Raw genomic sequence first — 24,758 nt, 5'->3', positions numbered from 1 at the left:
CACTTCTACATCTACCGGAATTCTAACTGGATCCTCACAAGAACCACGCACAACGGCAATGTAATAGGTCACTGTTCCCGGTGTGTTCAGGGCCACTGTTGTATAGGTATTCGATTCGGCCAACATCGTTCCTCCTACTGCTGAATCATACCATCTGATAATCGTTCCTGCAGCTGGGGTCGCCTCCAGGTTCGCCATATCCCCTTGACACACTACCGCATCTTCTGTGATAGCAGTCGGTGAGGCAAACAAGATCTGAGCTTGATAAATATCCAGACTCGTCAAGGCGGTGACCAGACCGGTCAATCTTACTTCAACTCGATCAAAGCTTCCTGTGGCCGGAAGGGTCGCTGTCGCTCTACTTCCTCCAAGTAATGTCAGGTTGATTAGTGCATCATTCAACGTGTATTGATCCGCCAAAGTATTACCATTATATAGGCTTACTTGAATGGAAGACAAAACCGATAGATCCAATAACCCGCCTGGTTCTCCCAATCCGATTCGGACTGAATCTCCTGCTGATCCCAAAGTAGGGAATGTCAGGGTCTGGAAGATAGATCCCGCTATTCCCACTGGAACTGTCAATCTGCTATAGGTGTCAGGATTACCGTCTACCGCTAAACCCTCATCCGTTGCAAAGCACAAGAGACACAAGCCGTCTGTTCCTACTGTTTGGGCATTCGCTACTGTACAGTCATCTACCGAACCTATCGGCTCTACTGTCACTGTTACTGAGTCCTGACCAGCAGACAAACATCCTGTCACTGTATTTCTGGTTCCCACATAGAATGTATGGGTTCCTACCGGAAGAATGCCCGGATCATAGCTAGGCCCTGTCCCAACCTCTACATCTGAAGAATTATACCATACCAGTTCCACATCGGCAGATACCGGATCATAGTTCGCATTCAATACCGTACCGAAGCCTTCTGAGATCGTTACATCTCCCCCTGCAGTTGGAGTCGGCGGCAATGGATTGACTGTTACTGTCAATTCAGCTGGTGGGTTATTGAAGCAATAGCCATCTCCCTCCACTATGACATAATAAGTTGTAGTAGCAGCTGGAGAAACAACATAGGTGTCGCCTTCAAAGAATGAACCTGAAAGATTCGAATTGGTATACCATCTGATAACAGGATCAGGAATGCTCACTCCAACTACTGTGGCAGTCAGTGTAATTTCTTCTCCTACACAAATGTCAGGATCACTTGCAACTAAATCCAAATTAGAAGCATCCACTGGCATGCAATCTGTTGGCATGCTATGTTGGGCCTGTACTGATGTTAGATTATTGGACTCATCCAGATAAAATGCCTCAGCAATATTTACTATTGGATCTCCTACCGTCAAAGAGATTACCTCTACAATGAATTGAAGATTTACAGACTGGCCAACTGCCAAGGTTGGAATGGTAAATTCTAAGGTCCCGGCATTTTCGGTTCCTCCACCATTATCTATCAGGCTAAGTCCTGCTGGAATCGGATCTTCAATCAGAACATTGGTCAATGCTTTATTTCCAACATTTGTAATTGAAAGTGTATAGGTGATCTGATCCCCAATTGCAGCGGTGCCAGTACTAACAGCATTATTACTTACACCTACCTTATTGAATTGAACTGCATGGACCGGAGTCACATCGACTACGGTTCCTGTTGGTCCAGAGGTATCGGGATCTGTCGGATTTTCATTATCCACAGGAGGGAATGATTCTATTCCAGAAGGTATATCAGTGGAAGAGGTTACTGCCACATTCCGGATTTGATCTATTCCTGTAAGATCTGTATCAACAAGAACAGTAAATGAATAGGCTGCAGATGTTTCTCCAACAGCAAGACTCGGAATAATGAAGCTGACAGCACTTCCATCAAATGTTCCTCCAGAAACGTGGCTAACGCCCGCAGGTAACAAATCTGAAATAGTGAGATTATTGAGATCTTGATTCCCTGTATTTGTTACATAAATGGAATAAACAAGAGTCTCATCTCCACTTACTGCTCCAATACTTGCATCGCCATCGACAGTATAGGATTTCCAAGAAACCAAGTCAAAAATCGGAGTTACAGGAATATCTGTTCCCGTATCACCTGTTGTATCTGGGTCGGTAGGATTCTCATTATCCAATGGAGGATAGGTTTCATATCCAGGATCTGCATCATTGGCCTGAATCAAAGCAACATTTGAAATTTCTGTTACTCCTGTAAGGTTTTCATCTACTACAACTGAGAAACTGAAAGTTTCAGAAGCTCCAGGAGCAATGTTAATCCCATCAAAACTCACCACACCACCTGCTTCTGTCCCACCACTGGCAGGTACATAAGTGGTATGGGCTGGAACTGCATCATTCACCTGATAATCCAGCATAGAAACAGTTCCTGTATTCCTGATATGAATCGTGTATTGAACAGTCTCTCCTCCTGAAACAGAAGTCAAAGAAGGATCCCCATCGATGACATAACTTTTCCAAGCTTCAAAACTTGGGGTATCACAATCCTGAACGATGTAGAAAAGTCTAACATCAGGTACTGCCGTCACAGAGACCAACGACCTCAATCGTATTGCCACTTCATCCACTTCAACCCCCATAGAGAATCTCAATTCCGCATCTGCTCCATTATTGAGTATATCTACTAGATTGACATTTCCAATGACAGCATTTTCAAGAGTTTCACTATAAACTTCCGAACCATCCAAATACCCCAGAATGTCTATTCTTCCAAACACCCCTGCATTCAATACCCCGGTTCCTACACCCAATTTTACCTTAAGAGTACCGTTTGCAGGGATAGTTTGTCTGAATTGAACATTTTGCTGGATAGAACCTGCAACACTTAAAGTGCCCAAGCTCAGTTCTGAATAATCATCATTGTTATTGTTATCCAAAACTCGTTCTGGATTGGTTACCCCGTAGCTACCTATATCCAATAAGTCAACAGTCACTCCATCCCCTTCTATAGAGGTGGTAAAACCTGTAGCACAAGCTTCTATGCCAGTATCATAGCAAAGACCATAGATGTTAATGCTGTTCTCCTGCCCCAATAAAAGTGCATCAGTATGATCTTCAATTCGGATGCTGTTGTAATCAGATTGTGGAGTAATTGCTAAATAAAATCTTCCCAGAGCATCCTTAACAATTTTAACCTGATCATTGAATCCATCGAAAGAATCCGAGCTGGAGGCATCCAATACTTCAATACCATTGACATCCTTGACTATCACATCAAAGTAGTGATCTCCCAAAACAATTCCTCCCAACAAATCTCCCAAAACAGTTCCTAAAGAACCATTTAATAAGGTATTCAATAGGTCAGTATCTGCATCGATTCTCATGTATGAAGTCGTTCCCGCAGGTATAACAACTCCATCTCCATAGCCAATTTCAACATGTCCTGAATAGGCTCCCAGTCCCAAAGTACCTCCCTCCGATCGGATGGTGGCGTAGCTATTGAAGTTTCCATCAAATAGGTTAGCCAGATTATCCGCAAATTCGGCACTGATCAAATCCTCTGCACAGACTGGAGCCAGGTATGGAGGAGTTTCAAAATCTGGATCTGGACAAGCGTCTGAGATTCTACTGATTCCATAAAGTCTAATTGGTGCACTGGTATTAATTGCCACTAAGGATTGTAGGCCAAATGCAACCCGGTCATAAACAACGCCCGGCTCAATCAACAATTCCTGCAGGCCACCTGAATTCAATAATCCCAATAAGTCCAGATTATTGACCAGTGCATTTTGTAATGACTCATTATAAACCTCCTGATCCCCATCATAAAGAATAATTCTATAGCTACCGGCAATATCCAGATTCAAAATTCCCGGTTGATCCAATTGAACCCGAACCCTTAAGGCATCAGTTGCCTGAGATTTGGTCTTAAAATAAATTTCTTGGTAAATAGAGGCTCCTACTCCTGCTATTCCCAGATTGATTGTGGAGTAATTGGAGGAGTTTCCATCTATTGCATTCTGAGGATTAAAGACTCCTCCCTGGGAAATATCCAACAGATCTAGTGCGATACCAGCTCCATCATAAGAAGTAAATGTTGCCTGCTCACAAAGGTCAAACTCTGTTTCTCTACAAAGGCTATACACCCTCATAGTAGTTGTATTATTGGCACCAATCAATGCGGCCAAAAAATGATCTATTCTAACTGATTGATACGCCTGATCGGCGGTAAATGCGATATAAAACCTACCCGAACCATCTTGCACTACCTTTACACTTTGACCTCCAAAACCGGTGGCACTGCTCGCGGTGTAAATGTCCACTCCCCCAGCTGTCTTTGGAGTCACCGTGAAATAATGATCTCCCAAAGCAACCAGTCCAAGTAAATTCGCTAGGTCATCACCTAGACTTCCTCCCAATAGCGCATTTAACTCATCATCCTCGAAATCTATTCTTACATAGGAAGTTTCACCGGCCTGAACAGGTGCTGCAAATTTCAATTCAATGTGGCTGCTATATGCACCCAATCCCAAAGCTGTCCCGGCACTAGCAGAAAGGGTGGCATAGGTATCATTATGACCATCGATTGCATTAAGAGGAAAATTAGTATTGGACCAATCCACTACTTCCACTGCACAATCTGATATATTGAACGGAGGAATCGTTTCGGCCGGATCCACCAATTCTGGATCTGGACAGGCATCGCTGAATCGTTCAATGCTATATACTGTCAACGGATTCGCTATCACATTGGCACTCACCAAAGATTCAAAGCCGATAGCAACCTGATCAAATGCTAGCCCTGGACCAAATGGAAGATTTAATGTTTCTCCACTTTGAAGTAGACCTAATAAATCTACCCCTGAAATCAATCCATCCCTTAAATTCTGGGAATAGACTTCCATTCCATCGTTAAACGCTTTCACTACAATACTTCCTAGAATTTCTGCGGTTAGAGTATTGCCACCTTCTAATGCCATCTTCACTCGGAAATGATCTTCCGGTGCCGAAGAAGAATGGAATTCAACGTATTGATAAATTGATGTCCCAATTCCTGCTGCCCCGATACTGATTTCAGAACCTGTAGCTGGATCTCCATCAATTGCAAATCCTGCATCCGTTACTCCCGCTCCTCCAAGACCCAAAAGGTCCAAAGAAATACCTGTTGATTCTGAGTAAGTATTAAACGCTTGTTCGCATGGCTCGAATCCGGTAGATGCGCATACGTGATACACATTCATGTTTCTGGTTTCCCCTAAGCCTAAAATAGCTCCTAAGGATTCGGTGATTCGAATACTGTTGTAATCTGAAGTAGGAGTTACAGCAACGTAATAATAATTGTTTTTGTCCTGAACAATTCGAACAGGAGCATTAAAAAATCCATCATTGCTGGAGCTAGAAAGAATGGTAGAACCGTTGTTTTTAGCATCTATAGTAAAGTAATGGCTTCCGAAAAGTACATTGTCAATAACTCCACCGAGCAATTGCCCAACTGATCCATCCAAAAGTCCCAATAGGACTTCTTCATCAAAATCAATTCTAACATAAGAAGTGGTTCCCGCTGCTCTGGTAGGGAATCCCAGCTCTATGAAACCTTCATAGTCTCCAACACCCAAAGCCACACCGGAACTAGCTTCCAAGGTAGTATAGGTATCATTATTTCCATCAACAGTATTGAAAGGGAAGTTCGCATTTTCGAAATCCAAGACTGTGGCATCACAATCCGAATTGCTCAACATCGGATCTGTAGCAGTTGGTAAAACAATTGGATTTGGATCAGGACAGAGATCTCCAAATCGCTGCACTTCATATAATCTGATTGGAGAGTTTGAAAGTAAACTCAAAGAAACCAAAGAGTTATAGCCAACTGTTATTTTGTCAAAAGATCTTCCAGGACCATACACCAAGTCAACCGGAGTTCCATTTTGCAAAAGCGTCAATACATCAATCCCGTTGATCAGTCCACTTCTCAGTTTGGTTACAAAAACTTGATCAGTTCCATTGAAAGCACGGATTTCTATACCTCCGATCAGATCAGCAGTTAGTACTCCTGGATTTGCTATATCAAGTTTGACTCTGAAATAGTCCTGAGGATCAGAAAGTGATTCATAATGAATTTCTTGGTAGACATTCGCTCCTACTCCCAAGGTACCAATGCTAATTTGAGAAAAACTATTAGGTTCGGAATCAACCGCATTACCTGCATCAGTTACACCCGATCCACCTAAATCCAAAAGGTCTAAAGAAACACCTTCTTCATTAAAAGATGTAAATCTAAATTCACCGCATATATCTTCTCCTTCTAGGTAAAAAGCATTGTATACATCTAAAGTATACTCAGTAAATAATCCTAGGACTGAAAATGAGCTATTAGTAATCCTGATCCGATCATAGGTAGCATCTGGTCTGATTGCCAAGAAAAAATTACCATCACCATCTTGGACAAGTCGAACTCTACTTGTATTAAATCCATTACCGCTGGATTGCGAAAAAACAATGGTATTAGCGCTATTTCTAGCTTGTATTTCAATTTCTTGATTTCCAAAAGCCAAAGTTCCAACTACATCACCCAAGAGTTCACCTAATGTACCTCCAAGTAAAATACCCAATAGGTCCGAGTCAGCATTAATTCGAACATAGGACCAAGTATCTGCTGGCAAATCCGAATCAAATGAAAGCTCTATGACACCGTCATAAGCTCCACCTCCTAATAAAAGGCCTGGACTCGCTAACAACCTTGCATATTGATCATCATCAGCCAAGGCATTGGTTGAATTGATCACCGTCGGCTGATTAATTGGCTTATCGTTTCCACTGGAAAATGAAATTCCCGTTGCCAGAACTTTGGTAGCCTGCGCTGATACAAGTGTAGGATTGAGAAATAGGAATGAAATTACAAGGCTAAAAACAGAGAAAAATCTCATTAGCCCCCGACACCTTATTGATGAAACAATTTCGGACTTATACATAGTGGTATGTTAATTTTCAAAATCAGGGAGACCACTATTCTTCTACTATAATAAACATTGAAAAAGGTAGAAAAATAGCAATCTTATTGGTTAGATTTTGATCAAAAAAACACAATAGAAAAAAGTCAAAACACAATTAAAAGCAACCTATAATAAGGAATTCACATCAGGTAGACCCCGAACTTTTAAATACCTTATTTACAGTCTTTTACCAACATTAATAGGTGTAAACTTTATTCTATACGCAGGTTTATTTTGATCCAATAATTAATCTAATTTAGGCATTCAAACATCCTTAAAAACAGGATTACATAGTTCTGTAAGGGAAGAGTATATATGTGTTATGCAATACCAAAAAATAGTAATCCAAACATTCGTCATATACTCTTTTTATATCGACCATCATTTGATTAAGGAAAATGACTGCATGGAATTCCCTTGAGAAACCCTCAAAATATAGATTCCAGAAGGATATTGACTCAATCCAGAAATGGTAGCCACTGGATTTCCAGGTTCCCAAACGAGAACATCAGAGGACATCAAATTCCCCTGTTGTGAAAAAAGTTGATATCGAACAACACCTTCTATTGCTGGTTTTTTAATGGAAATAACATCCTCAAAAAAGGTTGGAAAAACCTCAAACGCTTTAGATTTAAATCTTTCCCAAAGGGTCGATTGTAAGGAAGAAATAAACTTCACCTCTCCTTCAGGATTGATCACTTTTACTCTGTAATAATTATATCCTTCTAGTGGTTCTATATCCAAAAAATTAGAAGTAGTCGAAGGCCCTGCATCCGAACTAAATATGGATTTGAATTCCATTTCTTTACCTGACCTTTCTAATTCTACAGTGTGAGTTGGGTCAACCTTTGAAAATTCCCATTTAATTAAAATTCCTTTTTCATGAATTGATGCGCTGAAAGATTTCAAACCCACATTTAATATTCTAAGAATCGAATTGAGGCTTACACTTGCAGGAGTGTCTGCAGGACAATTTTCATCCGCAGCATAATTCACATAATAAACAATGGGATTGGAGGAGTCGGTAAATGGAAGACCTTCAATACTTAAAGTGCCATCGCTCGAAACTGAATACGAAATGCCGTCTTTTTCATACCCATCGGTAATCAATTCACCTTCGTCTTCATCCATGTACCAAGAATAGACTCCATTAGTCCCAGCAACAGGCATGCTTGGAGTAAGAATCACAGGATCCTCTCCTTCTTGATAAACGTAATATCCTTCCTCATCAATTGTCGCCTCTCCCGATGGAAAAATTTCCATAAACTCCACCTCAGATTGAGCGTTGATAATAACGATCAATTGAGAAGGCAAACTTTCAAATGAACATGCAGCATAACTGCTCCTAACAAAATATGTATAGGTCCCTGGGGACTGACTGGCTGGAAGGGTTAAGGTTTCAGATTGACCTATAAAAACATCCCCACCCCAATCAAGAGACCAATTATAAACCAACCCAGATTTAACCTCCGGTCCAATTGTCAATGCCTCACCTTCACAAATCACATATTCAGAATTCTCTCCAAGGTCCACAAATTCTGGAGGTGCGGGAGTAGAATAAACACCTGATATTTTCAAAACATCACTTATTGCACCTAAGCTTACTAAAGAAGAAATCCTAACACCTATCTGATCGATAGCATAACTATCACTACTGATCGGAAACTGGAAAAACTCCCCAGATTCCAAAAGTCCCAACAAGTCCAGGTCTAAAAGGCTTGATGTAGAAACAGAAGCAATTTCTGCACCTTCGGAATAAGCCACGATTTCAACAAAATTAAAAAGTCCCAAATCAACTAGGGAACCTGTCGTGCCCAGGCTTACCAATACCTGATCACCAGGTGTAACAGGAGTATCAAAATAAAAAAGCTGCTCAGAAGTAGCTCCAAGGGCACTTAATAACCCCAGCGACAATTCCGAATAAGTATTTTCAAAATCAGCATCTATAGCATTCTCTATATCGCTTATAGGAGAATTGAGGTCAAGGACATCAATAGAAATTCCGGATCTGTCGTGGCTGGTAAACGTTGGAATCTTATCACAACCAGAAGAAGTATCGTAATAAAAAGCATGGTAAACATACAAGTTATATACAGAACCAAGTCCGGCTAGTGCGCCTGAGGAATTTTTTAATCGAATGCTTTGATAAGGCTGATCCGGTTGAATCCTTAGGTAATAATTTCCAAATTCATCTGTAACTAACCTAAATGAGTTAGAATCAAAACCCTGATTACTTGTTCGTTCCAAAACCACTGTACCCGAAGAATTTTTAGCTTGAATAGTTATGGTTTGATTTCCTAATAGAACTGTCCCTAATACATCTGCTAGAAAGTCTCCTAAACTCCCACCCAATAAAACCTCAAAAAGGGATTCATCATCTGAACCGATACGGACATAAGTAACTGTATTTGCAGGAAGCTCGGAATCAAAGCCAATTTCCAAGGAACTAGAATATGCGCCAATTCCAATAGCAACCCCAGGGCTAGTTCTCATCCTTGCATAGGCTCCATTATCTGCAAGTGCATTGGAAGGATTTGAAACATAAGTTGGTGTCGAATAAAAAAGCGAATCAGCAACTTGTTCTGATGCGTTTACTGTTCTAAATACAAAGCATAGGAATGCTATAAAAATGATTCTTATACACCCACCTGTGCTATATGATATTGACATCCCAAAACTGTATACTTCAATACAAATCTATAGGGATAAATAAGCTGTCAAAACAGACTAAATATCTAAACAAAATCAACAAATGAAGCCTTTTAAAAAGTATACAAAAGGCATAATATCACATTTAAAACAACAGAATAATATTTTGTTTATATTTCGATAACAAAAAACAACCTTTCGATAACATTTTTCAACTTATTCATTGTAAAAAGTCATAATTGCTAAAGTACCTTCATTCACTTTTGACTTTATTTCCACTTCACCTCCATGCAACTTTACAAAATTCTTTACTGCAATAAGCCCCAATCCTGTCCCTTCAATATCATTGGCATTCCCTCCTCTATAAAATGGAGTAAAAATATATGGAAGGTCTTTTGACGAGATTCCTATTCCATAATCTTGTACATGAATAGAAAAGCCATTTTTATCTGAATGTATAGAAATAATCGGTCGGTCCTTTCCTTTACTAAATTTGATTGCATTTTTGATCAAATTCACAATGGTGGTTTGCATCAAAAAACTATCCCAGTTAACCTGAAACTCCTTAGGCATTTTACTTACAAATAGAACTTGGTCTGTTAATCCATATTGGGAAATAACCTTTTCGACAAAATCATTGAGTGAAAAAAGTTCTCTTTTCAGGACTACCTCTTCTTCCACAAACCGTTCATATTCCAAAGAATTCACTGCTATTCGGTGAAGAGTATCTGACTCAATTTTTATTTTTTCCAAGTGATGTTTAAGCTTTTCAAACCCTTCTCCTTGTACCTGCCCCAGGTAATAATCAGAGATTTCAAGACTGGATAAAATAGTGGCAAGAGGTGTTTTAAACTCATGGGCTACAATTCCCATAAATTCAGAAAGAAACATCTTAAACTGACGCTCCTTTTTAAGGGAAGCTTTCAGACTATGTTCAGATTTAACCTGAAGTGTCACTTCTCTTATAAATGCGATAATCTTTTTTTTATCCTCTTCTTCAAAAATATTAATGGACGTTTCCAACCATCTATGTTCTCCTTCCAAATTTGTTATTCTTAAACGAGACCTATACGTCTGATTCGCCTGCAGATAATTTGGGGAAATAGTCCTATTAATTATAGACCGGATCTTTCTTTTCGCCTCTTTCTCCTCAATTCCTCTTCCAAAATGCTTTATATAGCTCGGAGATAAGAACTTAAACTGAAAATCACGGTCTAAAACAACAATAGTATCTGGGGAATGATCTCCTACCGTAGATAAGATTAAGGCCTTTTCCGAAGATTCTTTTTGAAGTTCTTGATTTCTTTCCTCATTGTCTAAGGCATTCAAAATCACAGAATAAGTGGTAGCAAATGGCTTCAAATCTTCAACATCTGAGTCGGTAAATCCTCCCATTTTATTCCCTAAACCAATTAGACCTACGACTTCTTTCCCATTCAAAATAGGAATTCCTAAGAAATTAGTGATTTTAGGATGTCCGTTGACTACTTTATTGCTAGAATAAGGGTTTGAAGGGGGGTTATTTTCCTTAATTACTTGCCCGGTTTTTATACAGGCACCAAAAAGATTATCAAAATGCCTAAAAAGGAAATTATCATCCTCCAATTTTTTCAATAATTCTTTTGAAGCTCTCCCTTGATCTCCAAAATCAGTTACAGCATGGATTTTCATAAAAGTTTTCCCATCCAGACCTTTTCTTACCTCTCCAACAAATCCATAATTCGCATAAGAAACATCCAGAATTGCATCCAGAAACAATTTATAGGGATCAAAATCTTGGGTTTTTGCCAGAAATAGGTTTTGAACTTCCGTCAATCTAGAAAGAATAAGATTCTTCTTCAGTTGATTTTGATGAACCTTGATCAGACTGTCGACATCCTTCAGCACTGCCAAAATATAATTGGAACCTTCTACCTTTAATTTGGAAAAAGTAACTTCAAACCAATTTCCTGTAGGAATTTTAAGTCTCAGAAGTAAATCTTTCGTCAGAGAAATGGACTCAGAAAGTTTCCAGATCAAAATATCCTCAAATACATTTTGGTCTAAAAAGAAATCCCCTACTTGAAAACCATTTCCTAGAGTGGATAGTGGATCACATAATATTTCGATCAACTCATAATTAGTGGAAAACACATTTTCAAGGTTATAATCAAAAAGCACAGCTGGTTTTTGAAGCCTCTCCATATAACTAACCACCTCTTTAAAAGATGCTGTAAAATTACTTTCAATTTGCCCCGGATAAATTAAAATATGGATGGTGTTAGTATTGACATTATACCACCCCAACTCTTTAACTAATAAATTTACCGACTTATTATTAAGTATATAACTAGCTTTAATATTGACAAATTTTGGGTAGCTCAACACCCTCGCACCAAATTGTTCCGGGAGCTTTGCCACTTTTTCAAAATCACTTAAAGAGGTGATAGTATCCCATGGAAATTCCGGAAACACTTCTTTTAATCTAACTGAAAACTTAATAATAGAATCATCCTTCAGAGAAAAAACAATATCTTCGTTATCTGGATATGTTATTATTTTATCATTAAATTGATTTTCATCCATATTTCAAGGAATTTCAATAAATTGAATTATTCAATTTTCATAAAAAAAGGAGCAGACAAATAATTAAAACTATTCATTAAATTAATGCAAGCAGTTAATTTAAAAACCAAAATACTTCTTATAGAAGACAATACAAATTTATCAGAAAACATCAGTGAACTCTTAAAAATAAACGGGTATGAAATTTTAAGAATTTTTGATTCTGCTGATTCTGTAATGGAATACATTTCAGGTACTCCTCCAGATTTAATTTTAATTGACATTAAGCTTAAAGGAAGTAAAACGGGGATAGAATTAGCCCATGACTTAAGAAATGAATTTAAAGTTCCGATAGTTTTCATTACTTCTGCATCAGGGAAAGATGTCATATCTAAAGTCAGACACCTTCATCCCGATGGCTTTATAGTGAAGCCTTTCACCAAAGAATCATTGATTACAACAATTGAGTTGGCTATCGCCAATTACAAATCAGATGAACTGATCGATAACCGAACTAGCCTTATAAAAACACAAAACACTCCTGATGAACTCTTTATAAGAGAAAACGGATGGTTGAAGAAGATTAAAATTGATGATATCCAGTGGATAAAAGCTGAAGGTACCTATACCCAATTGTACGCAGAAGGGAAACAATACACATTGAGAAACACTGCCAAAGAGATCTTGAGCAAACTGAATGAAGATCAATTCCATAGAGTCCACAAATCCTACATCATCAATCTAAAAAAGATCGATGCTTTTAATTCTTCAACAGTGAAAATTTTGGATTCAGAAATCCCAATTGGAAGGAATTATTACAAAGAGTTAATCAATATGGTGAATAAGATTACCAATTAATCCCTTTTACTTTCCCTTGAAAAAAAACTAACTCATAGATTTTTTAATGACCTAAATCCAATCTGGTTTTCTACTTCGTAAATAGGTAAAAGTCCCTTGATCTAAATTTTATTTCTATGAAACAACTGATCAAAAACCTAGGAAGTGAGGAAATAAACTTCCCAGAGAATAAACTAAGGGAGCTATTGCGAATTTTTCAATTTGAAACCATTGGATTCATCCCTTTTGATTCTCCTCAACTGATCAAAGTCTCTCCGATCGGACCTATCTATCTTCAGCCTTCCCCCAAAGCGATTACAAGCCCGGGATCGCTTTCAGGTATTTTTTATTCAAAGCGCACTTTGGAAGAACTCTTGAGCTGCCTAAATAAGCTCAAACAAAATCATCAGGTATTAGACATTATCCCCTTTCCGAACTCTGCATTTAAAATCAAGCATGTAGAAAAAGGAGCAGAACCCCCTATTTTTCCAAGAAAAGAGGAGCAAGAATCCAGCAATGAACTGTTTATCCGGGAAAATGGGTGGATCAAAAAAATCTACACTCGGGAAATCCTTTTTTTTCAGTTAGAGGGAAGCTATACCAAAATCCAGTGTGAACTCCGATCCTATATGCTTAGGATTACCACCAAAGATTTACTTCAAAAATTGAAAAGTAGAATTTTCTTTCAAGTAAGCAAATCCTATTTAGTCAATTTGAACTTCCTTACTGAGATGAATCAAAGTGAAGTTAGAATCCAAGACTACAGCATCCCTTTGGGTAAAAAATATAGAAAAGAGCTGATTGATCACTTGACAATTCTTTGAGGTAAAAAAAACAAAAAAGCCCCGAATTACTTCGGGGCTTAATGCGGAACGGACGGGACTCGAACCCGCGACCTCCTGCGTGACAGGCAGGCATTCTAACCAGCTGAACTACCGCTCCTAATGGAGTAAATCAATAAAATATTTGCGGAACGGACGGGACTCGAACCCGCGACCTCCTGCGTGACAGGCAGGCATTCTAACCAGCTGAACTACCGCTCCTTGTTACCAGATCTCTTTTGACCTTGGTTTTGAGTGATGCAAAGGTATTGTTTTGATCTCTTTTTGCAAAAGCTTGAAAGAAAAAAACTCAATTCATTTTGTATTCACTTCTTTTTCAGTCAAATAAATTTTCTTGTCTCGAGCTATTTTTTGGAACAAACTGAAATTTGAAGCTCTCTTTCTATTCCAATCAGCCTACTTTAGACCCTTTTGCCAATTCCAACTATCTCTCATCGAATCCTCCAAGGAATAGGATGGCTGCCAACCCAAAACAGAATTGATCTTTTGAGTATCTGCCCAAATCTTGATCACATCTCCTGCTCTTCTCGGCCCTATCTCATAGTTCAATTTTAGATCATTGACCTTCTCGAAAGTATTGATTACCTCCAATACAGTATTTCCATTCCCAGTACCCACATTGAAGACATCATAAAAATCCATCTCTTGCTGAGACAAATACTCCAATGCCTTCATATGCGCATCAGCTAGATCCATCACATGGATAAAGTCCCGAATACAAGACCCATCCGGAGTATCATAATCATCTCCAAAGACTGTGATCTTTTCACGGATTCCCGCAGCAGTTTGGGTGATATAAGGAATCAGGTTGTTTGGTGTTCCGTTTGGAAGCTCCCCAATTTTAGCAGAAGGATGAGCTCCTACAGGATTAAAATACCTCAAAGAAATAGCACGGATACCAGGTTTGCTAGTCACAAAATCAACCAACACATCCTCGCAGACTTTTTTGGTATTTCCATAGGGACTCTCTGCGTCCTTTCTTGGAGTCGATTCCGTCACGGGCAGCACATCCGGCTGACCATACACAGTGCATGAGGAAGAAAAAACGATATCCTTGATCCCTTTTTCTTGCATGAAATCAAGCAAAACCAACAAAGAACCAATGTTATTTTGATAGTATTTCAAAGGAAGCTGGGTACTCTCACCTACTGCCTTGAAAGCAGCGAAATGAATTACACCGGAAATCTCATGTTCCTTAGTTATCTCCTCATAAATCGCCCTGTCATTACAATCTCCTTTATAGAAAATCGGCTTAGAACCAATAATCTCCTCCAATCTTCCCAAGACAGTTTCACTTGAATTGGAAAGATCATCCAAAATAACAGGGATCAAGCCAGCCTCAGCCAGCACTACAGCAGTATGGGATCCGATATATCCAGCACCACCTGTAATCAATATTTTCTTCATGCTAATGGTAAAAATTCTGAGCAAGCAAAACTATCCAAAAAATAGGATTAGGGGAATGAAACAGGATTTTATTCTCATTAATCCAGGCTTTAATTTGTTTGGCTTTTGATTCAATTGTCAAAACAAGACCTTGCAATTCGGATTCTATTCCTCCACTATCGTAACTCCAAAAGCCAGAACAGGCAAATTATATCATTGATATTCAAATAAATCCTTGAAAAAATCTGATTTCCCATTAACCAAATAGCCTTGGAATTTCCTACCATTTCAATCTCTTAGAAACAATTAAATCCCTATCTTTGCCGCTTCAAAAAAAGCTTAGAAATACATGATCTCAGTAGATAATCTTAAATGGGGTAAAAACGGCCAAATTTGCGTTTAAAGGCACTTTTTAGTGATACACTTTTTGATACACCAAGCACTTTTATACACTATTTGTTACACTATTTTCACTATCTTTAAATGCAATTAAATTAAAGCTATGAAGACATTATTTTACCTTAAATCAGGGAAAACTAAACCCACCGAGCCTAACTCAATTGTTCTAAGGGTTAGACTAGCAGAAACTGGTAAACCAAAGGTTAAAGGATTAGGTATTTCTTGTAGTCGTAAAGACTGGAATCAAGAAGATCAACAAGTAAGGCGTTCCAACCTTCAGTTTAAAAAGCACAATGCCCAATTAAAATTCATTAGTGAGCAAATTGAATTAATTGAAAGAGAAAGGAATGTCAATGCAGAAGACATTGATTTAATTGTAGAAGCTTCAATAAGGGGTACATCAATTCAAGAGTTAGAAAATCAATCTCTTCTTCTATCCAATATTGTCAAAAGTTATAGAGACTACATGGAAGATGACCCCACCTACTCCCCTAATTACAAAAGAAGGTTAAGGTCAGTTAGCAACTTGCTTGATAAATTCGAACAATCAGTTAAATACAAAATTTCTGGAAATGACCTTTCTAGGAAAGCAACCTTGATTCAAAGTGAAATAGTTAAATTCTTTAGAAGCGAAGGAAAGAAGGATAGCACCGCAAAAAATTTCCTTACCAACGTAAATGCATGTATTGGCCACTACAACAAACTACACAATCAAGAAATAAAGCAGTTCGTAAAGAAAGATACTAAGTGGGCAGTAACCAAAAGAAAGATCATTGCTCTAAATACTATTGAACTTAAAGCACTTTACAAATTTGTCTTCGAACCAGTAACTGAACCAGACCCAGAAGCACCAGTACTAACACCTGCAGATAAAAGAAACATCAAGCACTTTCTTTTTAGATGCTTTTGCGGAATGCGAATTGGTGACATGAATCAAACCAACATCAACCTTAACAGGCTTCAAAAAGACTCTACAACCTTCACCTACCACCAAGACAAAGGAACTAAAACAGCAACTGTTTACTGCATTAACAACTACCTATTCGACATTGCAGAATCCTTAAACTGGAAATTCCCTGAATTCAAAAATGAAACTGCTCTCTTCTCCTATTCTCACAATGAAACCCAATCAGTAAGAAAACACCTAGCCTACTTACTTAGGGACAACATGAGAGAGATATACCACAATACAGAGAAAGGACAGCAATATCTCAACCTTTGTGATGTAGTTACTACCCATACAGCCAGAAAGACCTTTGCACACCTCTTATATGACCTTACAAAGGATGTGATGCTTGTAAGGGATCAATTAGGCCATACCAAAGTAGAAACCACCATGAGGTACCTAGACTTTAATATGGATGGAAGTTCGAATTTACTAAAGAATGTAGAACTAGGTTTTTAAAAAATAAAATATATGGACAAATCAATAAATACAGAATTAACTTATACTGAAACTTCTAGTGAAAATAAATTGAGCAAATCATATGACATATATGACAACAAAAAAACAATTATTGGAACTGCTGAAGGGTTTGCAAATGAACGAGGTGATTTCTTAAGCGTAATTAAAATATTTCATAAAAAATCACAAAATAAAGGGATAGGTTTCCACGCTTTTAATAAAATATATCAAGAATTGAACAGAATTACAAATATAAAATCAATTACAGGAAGTTGGCATTCTGGTGGAGAATTTAATGATTTTGAAAATGGGATGTCAACAAATTTAAAATGTTTTAAAGAAGCTTTAAAGCTAGGACTAACTGAAGAAGCTGCAGCATTTGAGACTCCAACAGGAAAATGGGCAAGAAAGCTTGGACATAATATATGCCAAATTATATTAATATCTACATCGGAAGTTACAGTTAAATTCATAAAAGCCTCCTAACAAAATTCAATGCTTTTTTAAGTCTGATCTCGAAATCTGGATGTTTTAATAAATAATCATCAATATTAATCCTAAGTTTTTTAGACAAAAACTGATCAACTATCTTATGCTCTAAATCAATTAACCTAATAAAATAATTCACTCTCTCCTTAAATTCTTCATGTTTTATATTTACAAAAACTGAGATCAAATAAATTAAACCTAAAATCCCCCCAAAGAAAAATGAAATCATTTCAATAATCCTAGCTAAAGTCGAATTAGGTTTAATCAATTCAATATCACCAAAAGTCAATCCTTTAAAAGTATAATAAAAGAAATCAAATCCAACTGAATCATTTTTATATATAAAAGATCCATCATCAACAATATACAATGTTAAATTACAGATCCAAAAGTATATCAGAGAAATAAAAAGATAGGAAAAAATCTTAAAAACAATAAAATAAGAATACGAGCTACTAATCTTTGAACCTGATAAATCATATCTTATTGACTCTAAGCATTTTAATGAAATTATAGTTCTTTCAATGGATTCATTATTTTTTATAAATTTTACTTTTTTTGATTTATCAACTTTATTAATATTCGCACTATCTTCAGGATATATATACAAAATCTTTGAAAGACTTTTATCAAAACTATAACTAGATAGAAGTTTATGAAATTTCTTATCTAATGACAAATAATCAAGACTGGAATCTTTCTTGAATCTATTAAAAAAAAACTTAAAGAAATATGGCCAATAAAAATATGATGCACAAGAAAATAAAAATAAATAAGCGATTTTCGAATTCAAAAACTCAAACACAAAGAATGAACTTGACAAAAGTACAATTTTAAATACAAACCTCCTCCAATGTATAACCCAATTTAAACAAGTAATAATATACTCATAGAAAACAAGTAATTTAAAATTGTAAAATATAAATTTAGGAAGAAACCAAAAGATTATCAAAAAAGGGTAAAATATTACTATTAATATAAAATACCATTGTGACTTAACAAAAACACCAACAACCACAACGCATAATAAAACAAATACGATATACCTCAAAAAAGGATAAACACTATAAAAACTTTCAAAAACAAATTCATCCACCCTAAATAGCCAACCCCCCAAAATAAACCATAAAAAAAATGATTTAATATGTAAAATCAGAGTTTTTTTATCGAAAGGACTCAAATTTTCGAAATTTAAAAATTTACTCAAAACCTAATATTTTTAATTTAAATTAATTGAATTTGAACAATTCTTAGATCATTGATAAAATGACAATCTTCTAAGTATTCCATCACACAAAACTCAAACTTTATGAACAAACCATTTTAACAGTAATTAATAAAAGCAATGTAATCAAAACACCTTAATCAAGAATCCGATGACTGAAAAAAAATATATCTAAATTATAATTTCCAATTTGAAAACTTTTTAATTGAACCAAATAATGGCACCTATCATCATCTTTAAACTTCATATTTAAACAGTTATGGGCTTTAGTAAAAGCAATATAAGTTAATTCTAAATAAAAAAACCTAGACACTCAATTATTTCGACTATCTATTTCAATTTCAAAATCCTTTGCCCCCTAAACCCGCCCTCCAAACCGCCCCAAATCCCGAATTTCCCTTCTCAAATTTTTTCACCTAATTTCTTGGTTTTCAGACAAAAACAACCTATATTTGTATTGTTAAAATCAAACATTTAACGGTCATATCAGATACTTCTAAGAAGGGTTAAGCCAGCCCTTCTTTACTTTTTAAAAAAGTACTAGATTTTTAAATTCTAGGTAATACTGATTAAAGTTTCTAGTTACAGCCACTCATTTACTGAGCTTCACACCACTTCCTAATTACTAGAAAAAACTAGATTTTTTAAAACCCCCATTTTACCCAAACAGATTAGATTATTAAATATAAGAGTGCTTCACTCTTATATTTTTTGATTAAACGACTAGATTTTTCTGATCGAGCCCTATAATAATAACTTTTCTCGATCACATTTTTTCACCCTCATTTTAAAAATCATGAAGACAACAACTATCAACATCCCAAAGGAAATCACCTATTTAAATGAAGCTCTAAACGACCAGCTTCCAAAGAATTGCTTATTCAATAAAGGAAAGGTAGGTGCTGGAGGCACATCAATTGCACTTAGAAACAATGAAGATTACATCATTGCAGTACCATATGTACCCCTAATTCTAAACAAAGTCACTCAGTCTTTAGAGGACAAGAATTTCTATCCACATCAAATTCTAGGTGTTTACGGTGGAGTTTCTAAATCTGAAATAGAAGAATACTTAAAGACTAGTCCTATAAAGAAAATCATGGTGACATACGACAGTTTACCCAAAATCATTGAGGCAACTGGTTATGATATCAACCTTCTAGTAGATGAATACCACCTACTCTTCAAGCATTCTGTTTTTAGGGCAAAGGCTGTGAGAAACATCCTTGATTCCTTTTATAAATTCAAGTCTTATTGTTTTATGACCGCTACGGAGCTAGAAGACACCTTTATTTTAGAAGAATTGAAGGCAGTGGACAGAACCATTGCTAATTGGGAAACAAGCCTAGAAGTCACTGTAAAACCTGTGATTGCAGAAAAAAGTGTACTTAAAACCACAGCAGGTATTATCAATAAATTTCTAGATGGAATGATTGAAGGCAATGCATACTTCTTTTTAAATAGTGTGACAATGATTGAAAAGCTGGTAACTACCTGTAAGCTCAATAACAGTAACTGCAGGTTGATTTACAGCAAATACAGCCCTAAAAAGCTAAAAGTTAGTAATGGAAGCTCTACCGATAAAGAAAAGAAAATAAACCTCATTACATCAACAGCTTTTGAAGGAGCTGATTTTTATGATAAAGATGCAAAGCTATTTGTTGTCAGTTGCCCATCTAATTCAAACACCCTAGTTTCTATTGAGACGGATCTAAACCAGATTGCAGGACGTGTTAGAGATACTAAATACATTAATTCCATAATTCACATTTATAAGCATACCAGATACTCGGATTTGACTTATGAAGAATACCTAAATGAATACAAGAAGATTCAGGACAATCAGGGTATTTATGTTGAAAGTTTAAATGGGATGGCTGATGTTGCAATTGACGTTCATGTAAAGGCATTCAACATCCCATCTAAGCAGTCAGACACTTTTTCAGAGGAGCATGAACTGAATCCAAGCTTTTACTATTTAGATGAAGGGAAAATAAAATTTGACCACAATAAGCACAAACTGGACTTGTACAACTACAAGGTTACTAGAGGCATTTACGCTACAAAAGTCAATCTTGGTACTGAGTACTTGAATTCTGGATTTAAACTGAAGGGCTTTTATAAGGATGATACTGATTTAAAAATCATCAAGGCAGGCAACAATTTTAAAGATACTGTTGAGGTGGTAGAAGCTATTTGGGATGATCATTTCAACCTTTGCCGACAAAATGTAATTAATTCAGCTAATGCCTCCTACCCTTTCCTAGCTGAAGCTATCAGCAAATTGGGTTTTGAAGAAATCAGGAGAATGAACTTCGTGGTTGCTAATGTGAAGAGAAGACTGGTTAACAAAGACCTCACAACAAGTCAAACAGTAAGGATTCTAAAGTATCTAAAACTCAATTCAACAATCAATAAAGGTGATTTTGTTCCAACTTATAAAATCAAAGCTGTTTTTGAATCAATCTATTCTGATTTAAACCTTGATAAGAAAGGAAAAGCCTCAGATATCCTTAACTTCTATGAAGGAAAAAGGACAACAAGAAAGGTAAATGGAAAGTCTGTAGAGGGTTTTGTTTTGATTAGGGAGAAGGTTGTTTTGGGTTAAATTAAAATCATAGTAACAATATTATTGCCCCTTTTGAGAGTTTGCTTTTTTATCCTTTGAAAAGATTCCATAGCCCAAGCCGATTCCAATCCAAGGTTTCTTTTGATACAACCAATTACTACCTAATTCTCCTGAAAGTATATCCACGCCAATAAATGCTCCAATTTGAAAATCCTTAGTTTCAAAAACTATACTAGCGTTTGGAGTAAAAGCAGCAGCTTTTGTATTAGTTGTTACAAAATCACCTGTTGTCTCCTGATCAACTTCAACACTCGTTACACTGAAACCAAATAGAAAGTTAACTGCAAAGTTTTCATTTCGATATGGTCTAAACTTATGACCTGCGGAAACTCCAATGTTTACATCGCTTGTGAAATCAAAGTACCTTCTGGGATCTTTATCTTTTCCTGAGCCAAATCTTAATTTAATTGGTACTGTTAATGCTCCGAATGTAAAGCTATTTCTAGGAAGCAATTCACTTACTTGGTTTTCATCATCAAAGATAGATTTAGATAGCTTAAAATACTTCTGAGCTCCATTTGTATCATATACATATTTAGCATTTAGTCCAACGGTTTTAGCGACACCCTTAAAGTTTAAAATATTAATTATCAAATCACCATTAGATTCAATTCTAGAAATTTCAAACTCAACTCCCTTGGTAATAATCTCATTATTACCAGTTACAGTACCATCAAGTAGACACTCATTTAATTGAATCGCATAATTAAACTCATAAGCAGAGTTAGAATTTTGAGCAAATGAATTGAATGAAAGAAGTAACATTAAAATCAGGAATAAATTTTTCATATCGAATTATTTAAAAATAGAGTTAAGAAAATATATTAATGCACTAACAAGATTTTACATTATCATGACATATACAATACCCAGTACAGGGTATTTTTCACCAAAAACAACTGATTTTCTGCACTTTACGCATACTTTTTTGATTAAAAAACACCTATTTAATTAGTTTTAATCATCATTTTTCACTACCTTTGCATTATCATTTTAACTTAACCCAACCTATAACCTTATGGAAAAACCACCTGATTTAAAGGAAAGGCTACACTCCTTTCTTCAACCAAAACCAATCACCAAACTGAAGATATTTTTTGTACTACATCTACTCCTATTAATCCCTTTACTTGTAGTATTCTTCAGCCTCCCAAGTGCCGCTTACTTTTTCATAGCACTAGCATTTACAATCCAGATAATCATTAAATCATCACTAGCAACCTTAACACGAATGGGAAAACTCTTATGAATTTGAATTTTTTAAAAACACAGATAGCAAAGCTTCTGGCAGGACTTTATGTAGTCAGTTTACTTTTTACCTGCTTTACTTTCTTCGCTGTAATAGACTATTTTTTGCCAGTAGTGAGCCTTTTCTTTATAAGCTATGGCTTCATATCAATTCTGATTTTTATTGGTCTACAGGCCTTTATTTACTTTTCAAACAGTAACCTCAATGGACAGGAACCTAGTTGATTTTGTCCAGAAACTAGCAATAAAGAGATTAGGTAAAAAGAATGCAGATACAGAAGATATAGCACAGGAAGTGTTTTTCAACCTTCATTTAGAAGGCATTACTGAGATTGAAGGAAATGAATTGAGAATCAATCACCTTGTAGTCTACCACATGAATAAGCTGAAAAGGCTTAACAACAAGTACCAAAGGATTGAAAATCAAGAGCAGTTTGATAAATTTCAGGATTTAGAAACTTCTACCTGTGACACCCAAAAGATAATTCACCTGTTTAATGAATTTAGAGAGGTTTCTGATTTTAAGGAGAAGGACTTGGATTTGTTTTACAATGTCAAGTTCCTGAAGATCCCCTACAAAGAGACAGACTATTCGGATAATGCTACCACTAGAAAGAAGGTGAACCGAATTCTGGTGAAGTTTAAGAATTACCTGTCAAAGCAAGGCATTAAACTGGAAGATTTCTATGAAGACTAAAGGGAGTTGGGGAAAGGTCAATCCATTTTATCAATCGAAAGAATGGAGAGCTTTAAGAGAAGAGAAGTTGGAGCAAAACCCAATATGTGAGCTTTGTGAAACAATCGGATTAGTAACACCTGCAAATGTGGTAGATCATATCATTCCAATTGAAGTGAATGAGGAATTGAAGCTGGAACCACTCAATTTACAAAGCTTATGTGAGCATCAAGGAAGTAACAATTGCCATCGACAGAAAACAGTTACTACTAGACCTTTTAGAAGCTTCGTGAGGTTTGTAAAAGAAATGGAAGATGGAAAGCTTAGGTTTATTTGTAGTCCTGAAGCTAGGAAGAAACTACTTAGATTTTTAAAAGAATAGGCACTGTAATTCAGTGCCTTTTTGCGTTAAACAGTTGTAACATAAATTGCAGGAATGTCATAAACCACATTACCTACTTGAACTCTTAACCTGTTATCTGGTGAACTACCAGCACCACCAAAAACTCCTCCTAGTCTCCAATAAGAAGCAAAGGAAGTTGCATTAGGATTCAAGGTTCTAATACCTTCATAGGAAGTGATACCACTTTCATTAATAGCTGCAGTGATACTTCCATTATGGGTAAAGTTGGTGTTTAATCCAGTAGCAGAATTTAAAGTCAATGCACCAGTAGAACTAAAATTAACATAGGCATCTGCACCAGTTGTACCATTTCCAACCTTTGTGTTATCGGCTAAAATTGCATTACCACTAGTAAGGCTAAATGGATCTGGTAAACTTCCAGAATGCCAGACCTCTCTCCATGCTAAAACACCTGCACCATTGGCAAGTCCAACAAAGAATGAGTTGCTACCAGTTGTATCATTGTTTTTATAAAAAGCAAAGTTTCTCCCATCTTCATCACCTTGAAAAGTAAAGATTCCACTATAAGAAGTTGGTAAAGTTCCACCTGCTGTATTATTTGAAAATAAACCATACCCAATACTTCCTGCACCACCATCTGCATTAAAAGCACCAGTCGAGCTGTTTATTCCACTGTTTATTCTTCTGAACCTTCCATCTAAATTAATGTTTGAAAGCCCTGTTATGTGGCCGTATGTATCCAAGGTGACACTTTGAATCACTGTACCATTACTGTTATTCACTGAAGCTTGAGAAGAGGTATCTGAATGTGAGAAGGATGTTCCAGAAAGTGAAAGTCCACTTCCTGCACTATAAGTTGTATTAGTATCAGTTGCTGAAAAAGTAATGGTCTTGGAAGCAGCATTAAAGGAAACTGAAGCAGATCCACTAGCAGCAAATCTGATTGAATCAGAATTAGAGTTTGCACTGAATTGTGTAGTACCTCCTGAATTTGCTATGTTCTTAAAAATGCTTTGGCTTGAACCTCTATCTGAATTGGTGATTGTTGGGTTTCCAGAAACACCATTTCCATTAGTGATTGAAATCCCTGTTGAAGCTGTGATTGTTCTAGCTCCTATCACCCCACCATTTC

General features: G+C 36.5%; 13 protein-coding genes, 2 tRNA genes and 1 pseudogene. 7 read left to right on the top strand and 9 right to left on the bottom strand.

Annotation, left to right across the window (positions count from 1 at the left end; translation table 11 throughout):
- The 3 genes and pseudogenes from O0V13_RS20745 to O0V13_RS20735 form a co-directional block, all read right to left on the bottom strand.
- Positions 1 to 6,912: pseudogene (locus tag O0V13_RS20745) on the bottom strand (hypothetical protein); the annotation flags it as partial.
- A 402-nt stretch (positions 6,913 to 7,314) separates the two neighbouring features.
- A complete protein-coding gene (locus O0V13_RS20740) occupies positions 7,315 to 9,603 on the bottom strand; it encodes a T9SS type A sorting domain-containing protein (protein ID WP_268036936.1) in 2,289 nt (762 codons plus the stop codon).
- Positions 9,604 to 9,798: 195 nt separating this feature from the next.
- Positions 9,799 to 12,147: a sensor histidine kinase gene (locus tag O0V13_RS20735; RefSeq protein ID WP_268036935.1), complete on the bottom strand. Its 2,349-nt coding sequence runs from the start codon at positions 12,145 to 12,147 to the stop codon at positions 9,799 to 9,801.
- Between the two features lie 84 nt (positions 12,148 to 12,231).
- Between O0V13_RS20735 and O0V13_RS20730 the strand changes: the two genes are divergently transcribed.
- Both O0V13_RS20730 and O0V13_RS20725 read left to right on the top strand, forming a co-directional pair.
- Positions 12,232 to 12,984 carry a LytR/AlgR family response regulator transcription factor gene (locus O0V13_RS20730; protein WP_268036934.1) on the top strand — a complete coding sequence of 251 codons (753 nt, stop codon included), beginning with the start codon at positions 12,232 to 12,234 and terminating at the stop codon, positions 12,982 to 12,984.
- Positions 12,985 to 13,100: 116 nt separating this feature from the next.
- Positions 13,101 to 13,787 carry a LytR/AlgR family response regulator transcription factor gene (locus O0V13_RS20725; protein WP_268036933.1) on the top strand — a complete coding sequence of 229 codons (687 nt, stop codon included), beginning with the start codon at positions 13,101 to 13,103 and terminating at the stop codon, positions 13,785 to 13,787.
- Between the two features lie 44 nt (positions 13,788 to 13,831).
- Here O0V13_RS20725 and O0V13_RS20720 read toward each other — a convergent pair.
- The 3 genes from O0V13_RS20720 to galE all read right to left on the bottom strand — a co-directional run bounded on the left by O0V13_RS20720 (position 13,832) and on the right by galE (position 15,212).
- A tRNA-Asp gene (locus tag O0V13_RS20720) sits at positions 13,832 to 13,905 on the bottom strand.
- A gap of 27 nt (positions 13,906 to 13,932) precedes the next feature.
- Positions 13,933 to 14,006: transfer RNA gene (locus tag O0V13_RS20715), tRNA-Asp, on the bottom strand.
- A 195-nt stretch (positions 14,007 to 14,201) separates the two neighbouring features.
- Complete coding sequence (gene galE / locus O0V13_RS20710) at positions 14,202 to 15,212, bottom strand: UDP-glucose 4-epimerase GalE (RefSeq protein WP_268036932.1); 1,011 nt, start codon at positions 15,210 to 15,212, stop codon at positions 14,202 to 14,204.
- A 481-nt stretch (positions 15,213 to 15,693) separates the two neighbouring features.
- Here galE and O0V13_RS20705 point away from each other — a divergent pair, with 481 nt between their 5' ends.
- Together O0V13_RS20705 and O0V13_RS20700 are read left to right on the top strand one after the other, a co-directional pair.
- Entirely contained in the window at positions 15,694 to 16,995 is a 1,302-nt protein-coding gene (locus tag O0V13_RS20705; RefSeq protein ID WP_268036931.1) for a tyrosine-type recombinase/integrase, read from the top strand.
- A 12-nt stretch (positions 16,996 to 17,007) separates the two neighbouring features.
- Positions 17,008 to 17,481, top strand: a complete 474-nt coding sequence (locus O0V13_RS20700; protein ID WP_268036930.1) for a hypothetical protein — start codon at positions 17,008 to 17,010, stop codon at positions 17,479 to 17,481.
- Here O0V13_RS20700 and O0V13_RS20695 read toward each other — a convergent pair.
- The gene (locus O0V13_RS20695) at positions 17,465 to 18,691 is read right to left on the bottom strand and encodes a hypothetical protein (RefSeq protein ID WP_268036929.1); all 1,227 of its coding nucleotides are present in this window, start codon (positions 18,689 to 18,691) and stop codon (positions 17,465 to 17,467) included. The two genes, O0V13_RS20700 and O0V13_RS20695, sit on opposite strands and share 17 nt — an antisense overlap.
- An 814-nt stretch (positions 18,692 to 19,505) precedes the next feature.
- Here O0V13_RS20695 and O0V13_RS20690 point away from each other — a divergent pair.
- A complete protein-coding gene (locus O0V13_RS20690; RefSeq protein WP_268036928.1) occupies positions 19,506 to 21,317 on the top strand; it encodes a DEAD/DEAH box helicase family protein in 1,812 nt (603 codons plus the stop codon).
- 21 nt (positions 21,318 to 21,338) lie between these two features.
- Here the strand turns inward: O0V13_RS20690 and O0V13_RS20685 are convergent, their stop codons facing one another.
- The gene (locus O0V13_RS20685) at positions 21,339 to 22,127 is read right to left on the bottom strand and encodes a hypothetical protein (protein WP_268036927.1); all 789 of its coding nucleotides are present in this window, start codon (positions 22,125 to 22,127) and stop codon (positions 21,339 to 21,341) included.
- Between the two features lie 664 nt (positions 22,128 to 22,791).
- On the opposite strand from O0V13_RS20685, the gene O0V13_RS20680 reads away from it, so the two are divergent.
- Positions 22,792 to 23,283, top strand: a complete 492-nt coding sequence (locus O0V13_RS20680; RefSeq protein WP_268036926.1) for a hypothetical protein — start codon at positions 22,792 to 22,794, stop codon at positions 23,281 to 23,283.
- Positions 23,273 to 23,644: an HNH endonuclease gene (locus tag O0V13_RS20675; RefSeq protein WP_268036925.1), complete on the top strand. Its 372-nt coding sequence runs from the start codon at positions 23,273 to 23,275 to the stop codon at positions 23,642 to 23,644. Before O0V13_RS20680 ends, O0V13_RS20675 begins: the two co-directional genes overlap by 11 nt.
- A gap of 26 nt (positions 23,645 to 23,670) precedes the next feature.
- On the opposite strand, the gene O0V13_RS20670 is transcribed toward O0V13_RS20675, so the two are convergent.
- Positions 23,671 to 24,758, bottom strand: a 1,088-nt coding sequence (locus tag O0V13_RS20670; protein WP_268036924.1) for a hypothetical protein, incomplete at its 5' end; no start/stop codon positions are given.

The organism is Algoriphagus sp. PAP.12, from assembly GCF_026652115.1.
Classification (GTDB): domain Bacteria; phylum Bacteroidota; class Bacteroidia; order Cytophagales; family Cyclobacteriaceae; genus Algoriphagus.
Note: the sequence above shows the minus strand (reverse complement) of the source record. Positions and strands in the feature narration are given on the sequence as shown.

Coding starts and splice junctions, on each gene's coding strand:
- O0V13_RS20740 (WP_268036936.1), bottom strand. CDS start 9,603: ATGTCAATATCATATAGCACAGGTGGGTGTATAAGAATCATTTTTATA.
- O0V13_RS20735 (WP_268036935.1), bottom strand. CDS start 12,147: ATGGATGAAAATCAATTTAATGATAAAATAATAACATATCCAGATAAC.
- O0V13_RS20730 (WP_268036934.1), top strand. CDS start 12,232: ATGCAAGCAGTTAATTTAAAAACCAAAATACTTCTTATAGAAGACAAT.
- O0V13_RS20725 (WP_268036933.1), top strand. CDS start 13,101: ATGAAACAACTGATCAAAAACCTAGGAAGTGAGGAAATAAACTTCCCA.
- galE (WP_268036932.1), bottom strand. CDS start 15,212: ATGAAGAAAATATTGATTACAGGTGGTGCTGGATATATCGGATCCCAT.
- O0V13_RS20705 (WP_268036931.1), top strand. CDS start 15,694: ATGAAGACATTATTTTACCTTAAATCAGGGAAAACTAAACCCACCGAG.
- O0V13_RS20700 (WP_268036930.1), top strand. CDS start 17,008: ATGGACAAATCAATAAATACAGAATTAACTTATACTGAAACTTCTAGT.
- O0V13_RS20690 (WP_268036928.1), top strand. CDS start 19,506: ATGAAGACAACAACTATCAACATCCCAAAGGAAATCACCTATTTAAAT.
- O0V13_RS20685 (WP_268036927.1), bottom strand. CDS start 22,127: ATGAAAAATTTATTCCTGATTTTAATGTTACTTCTTTCATTCAATTCA.
- O0V13_RS20680 (WP_268036926.1), top strand. CDS start 22,792: ATGGACAGGAACCTAGTTGATTTTGTCCAGAAACTAGCAATAAAGAGA.
- O0V13_RS20675 (WP_268036925.1), top strand. CDS start 23,273: ATGAAGACTAAAGGGAGTTGGGGAAAGGTCAATCCATTTTATCAATCG.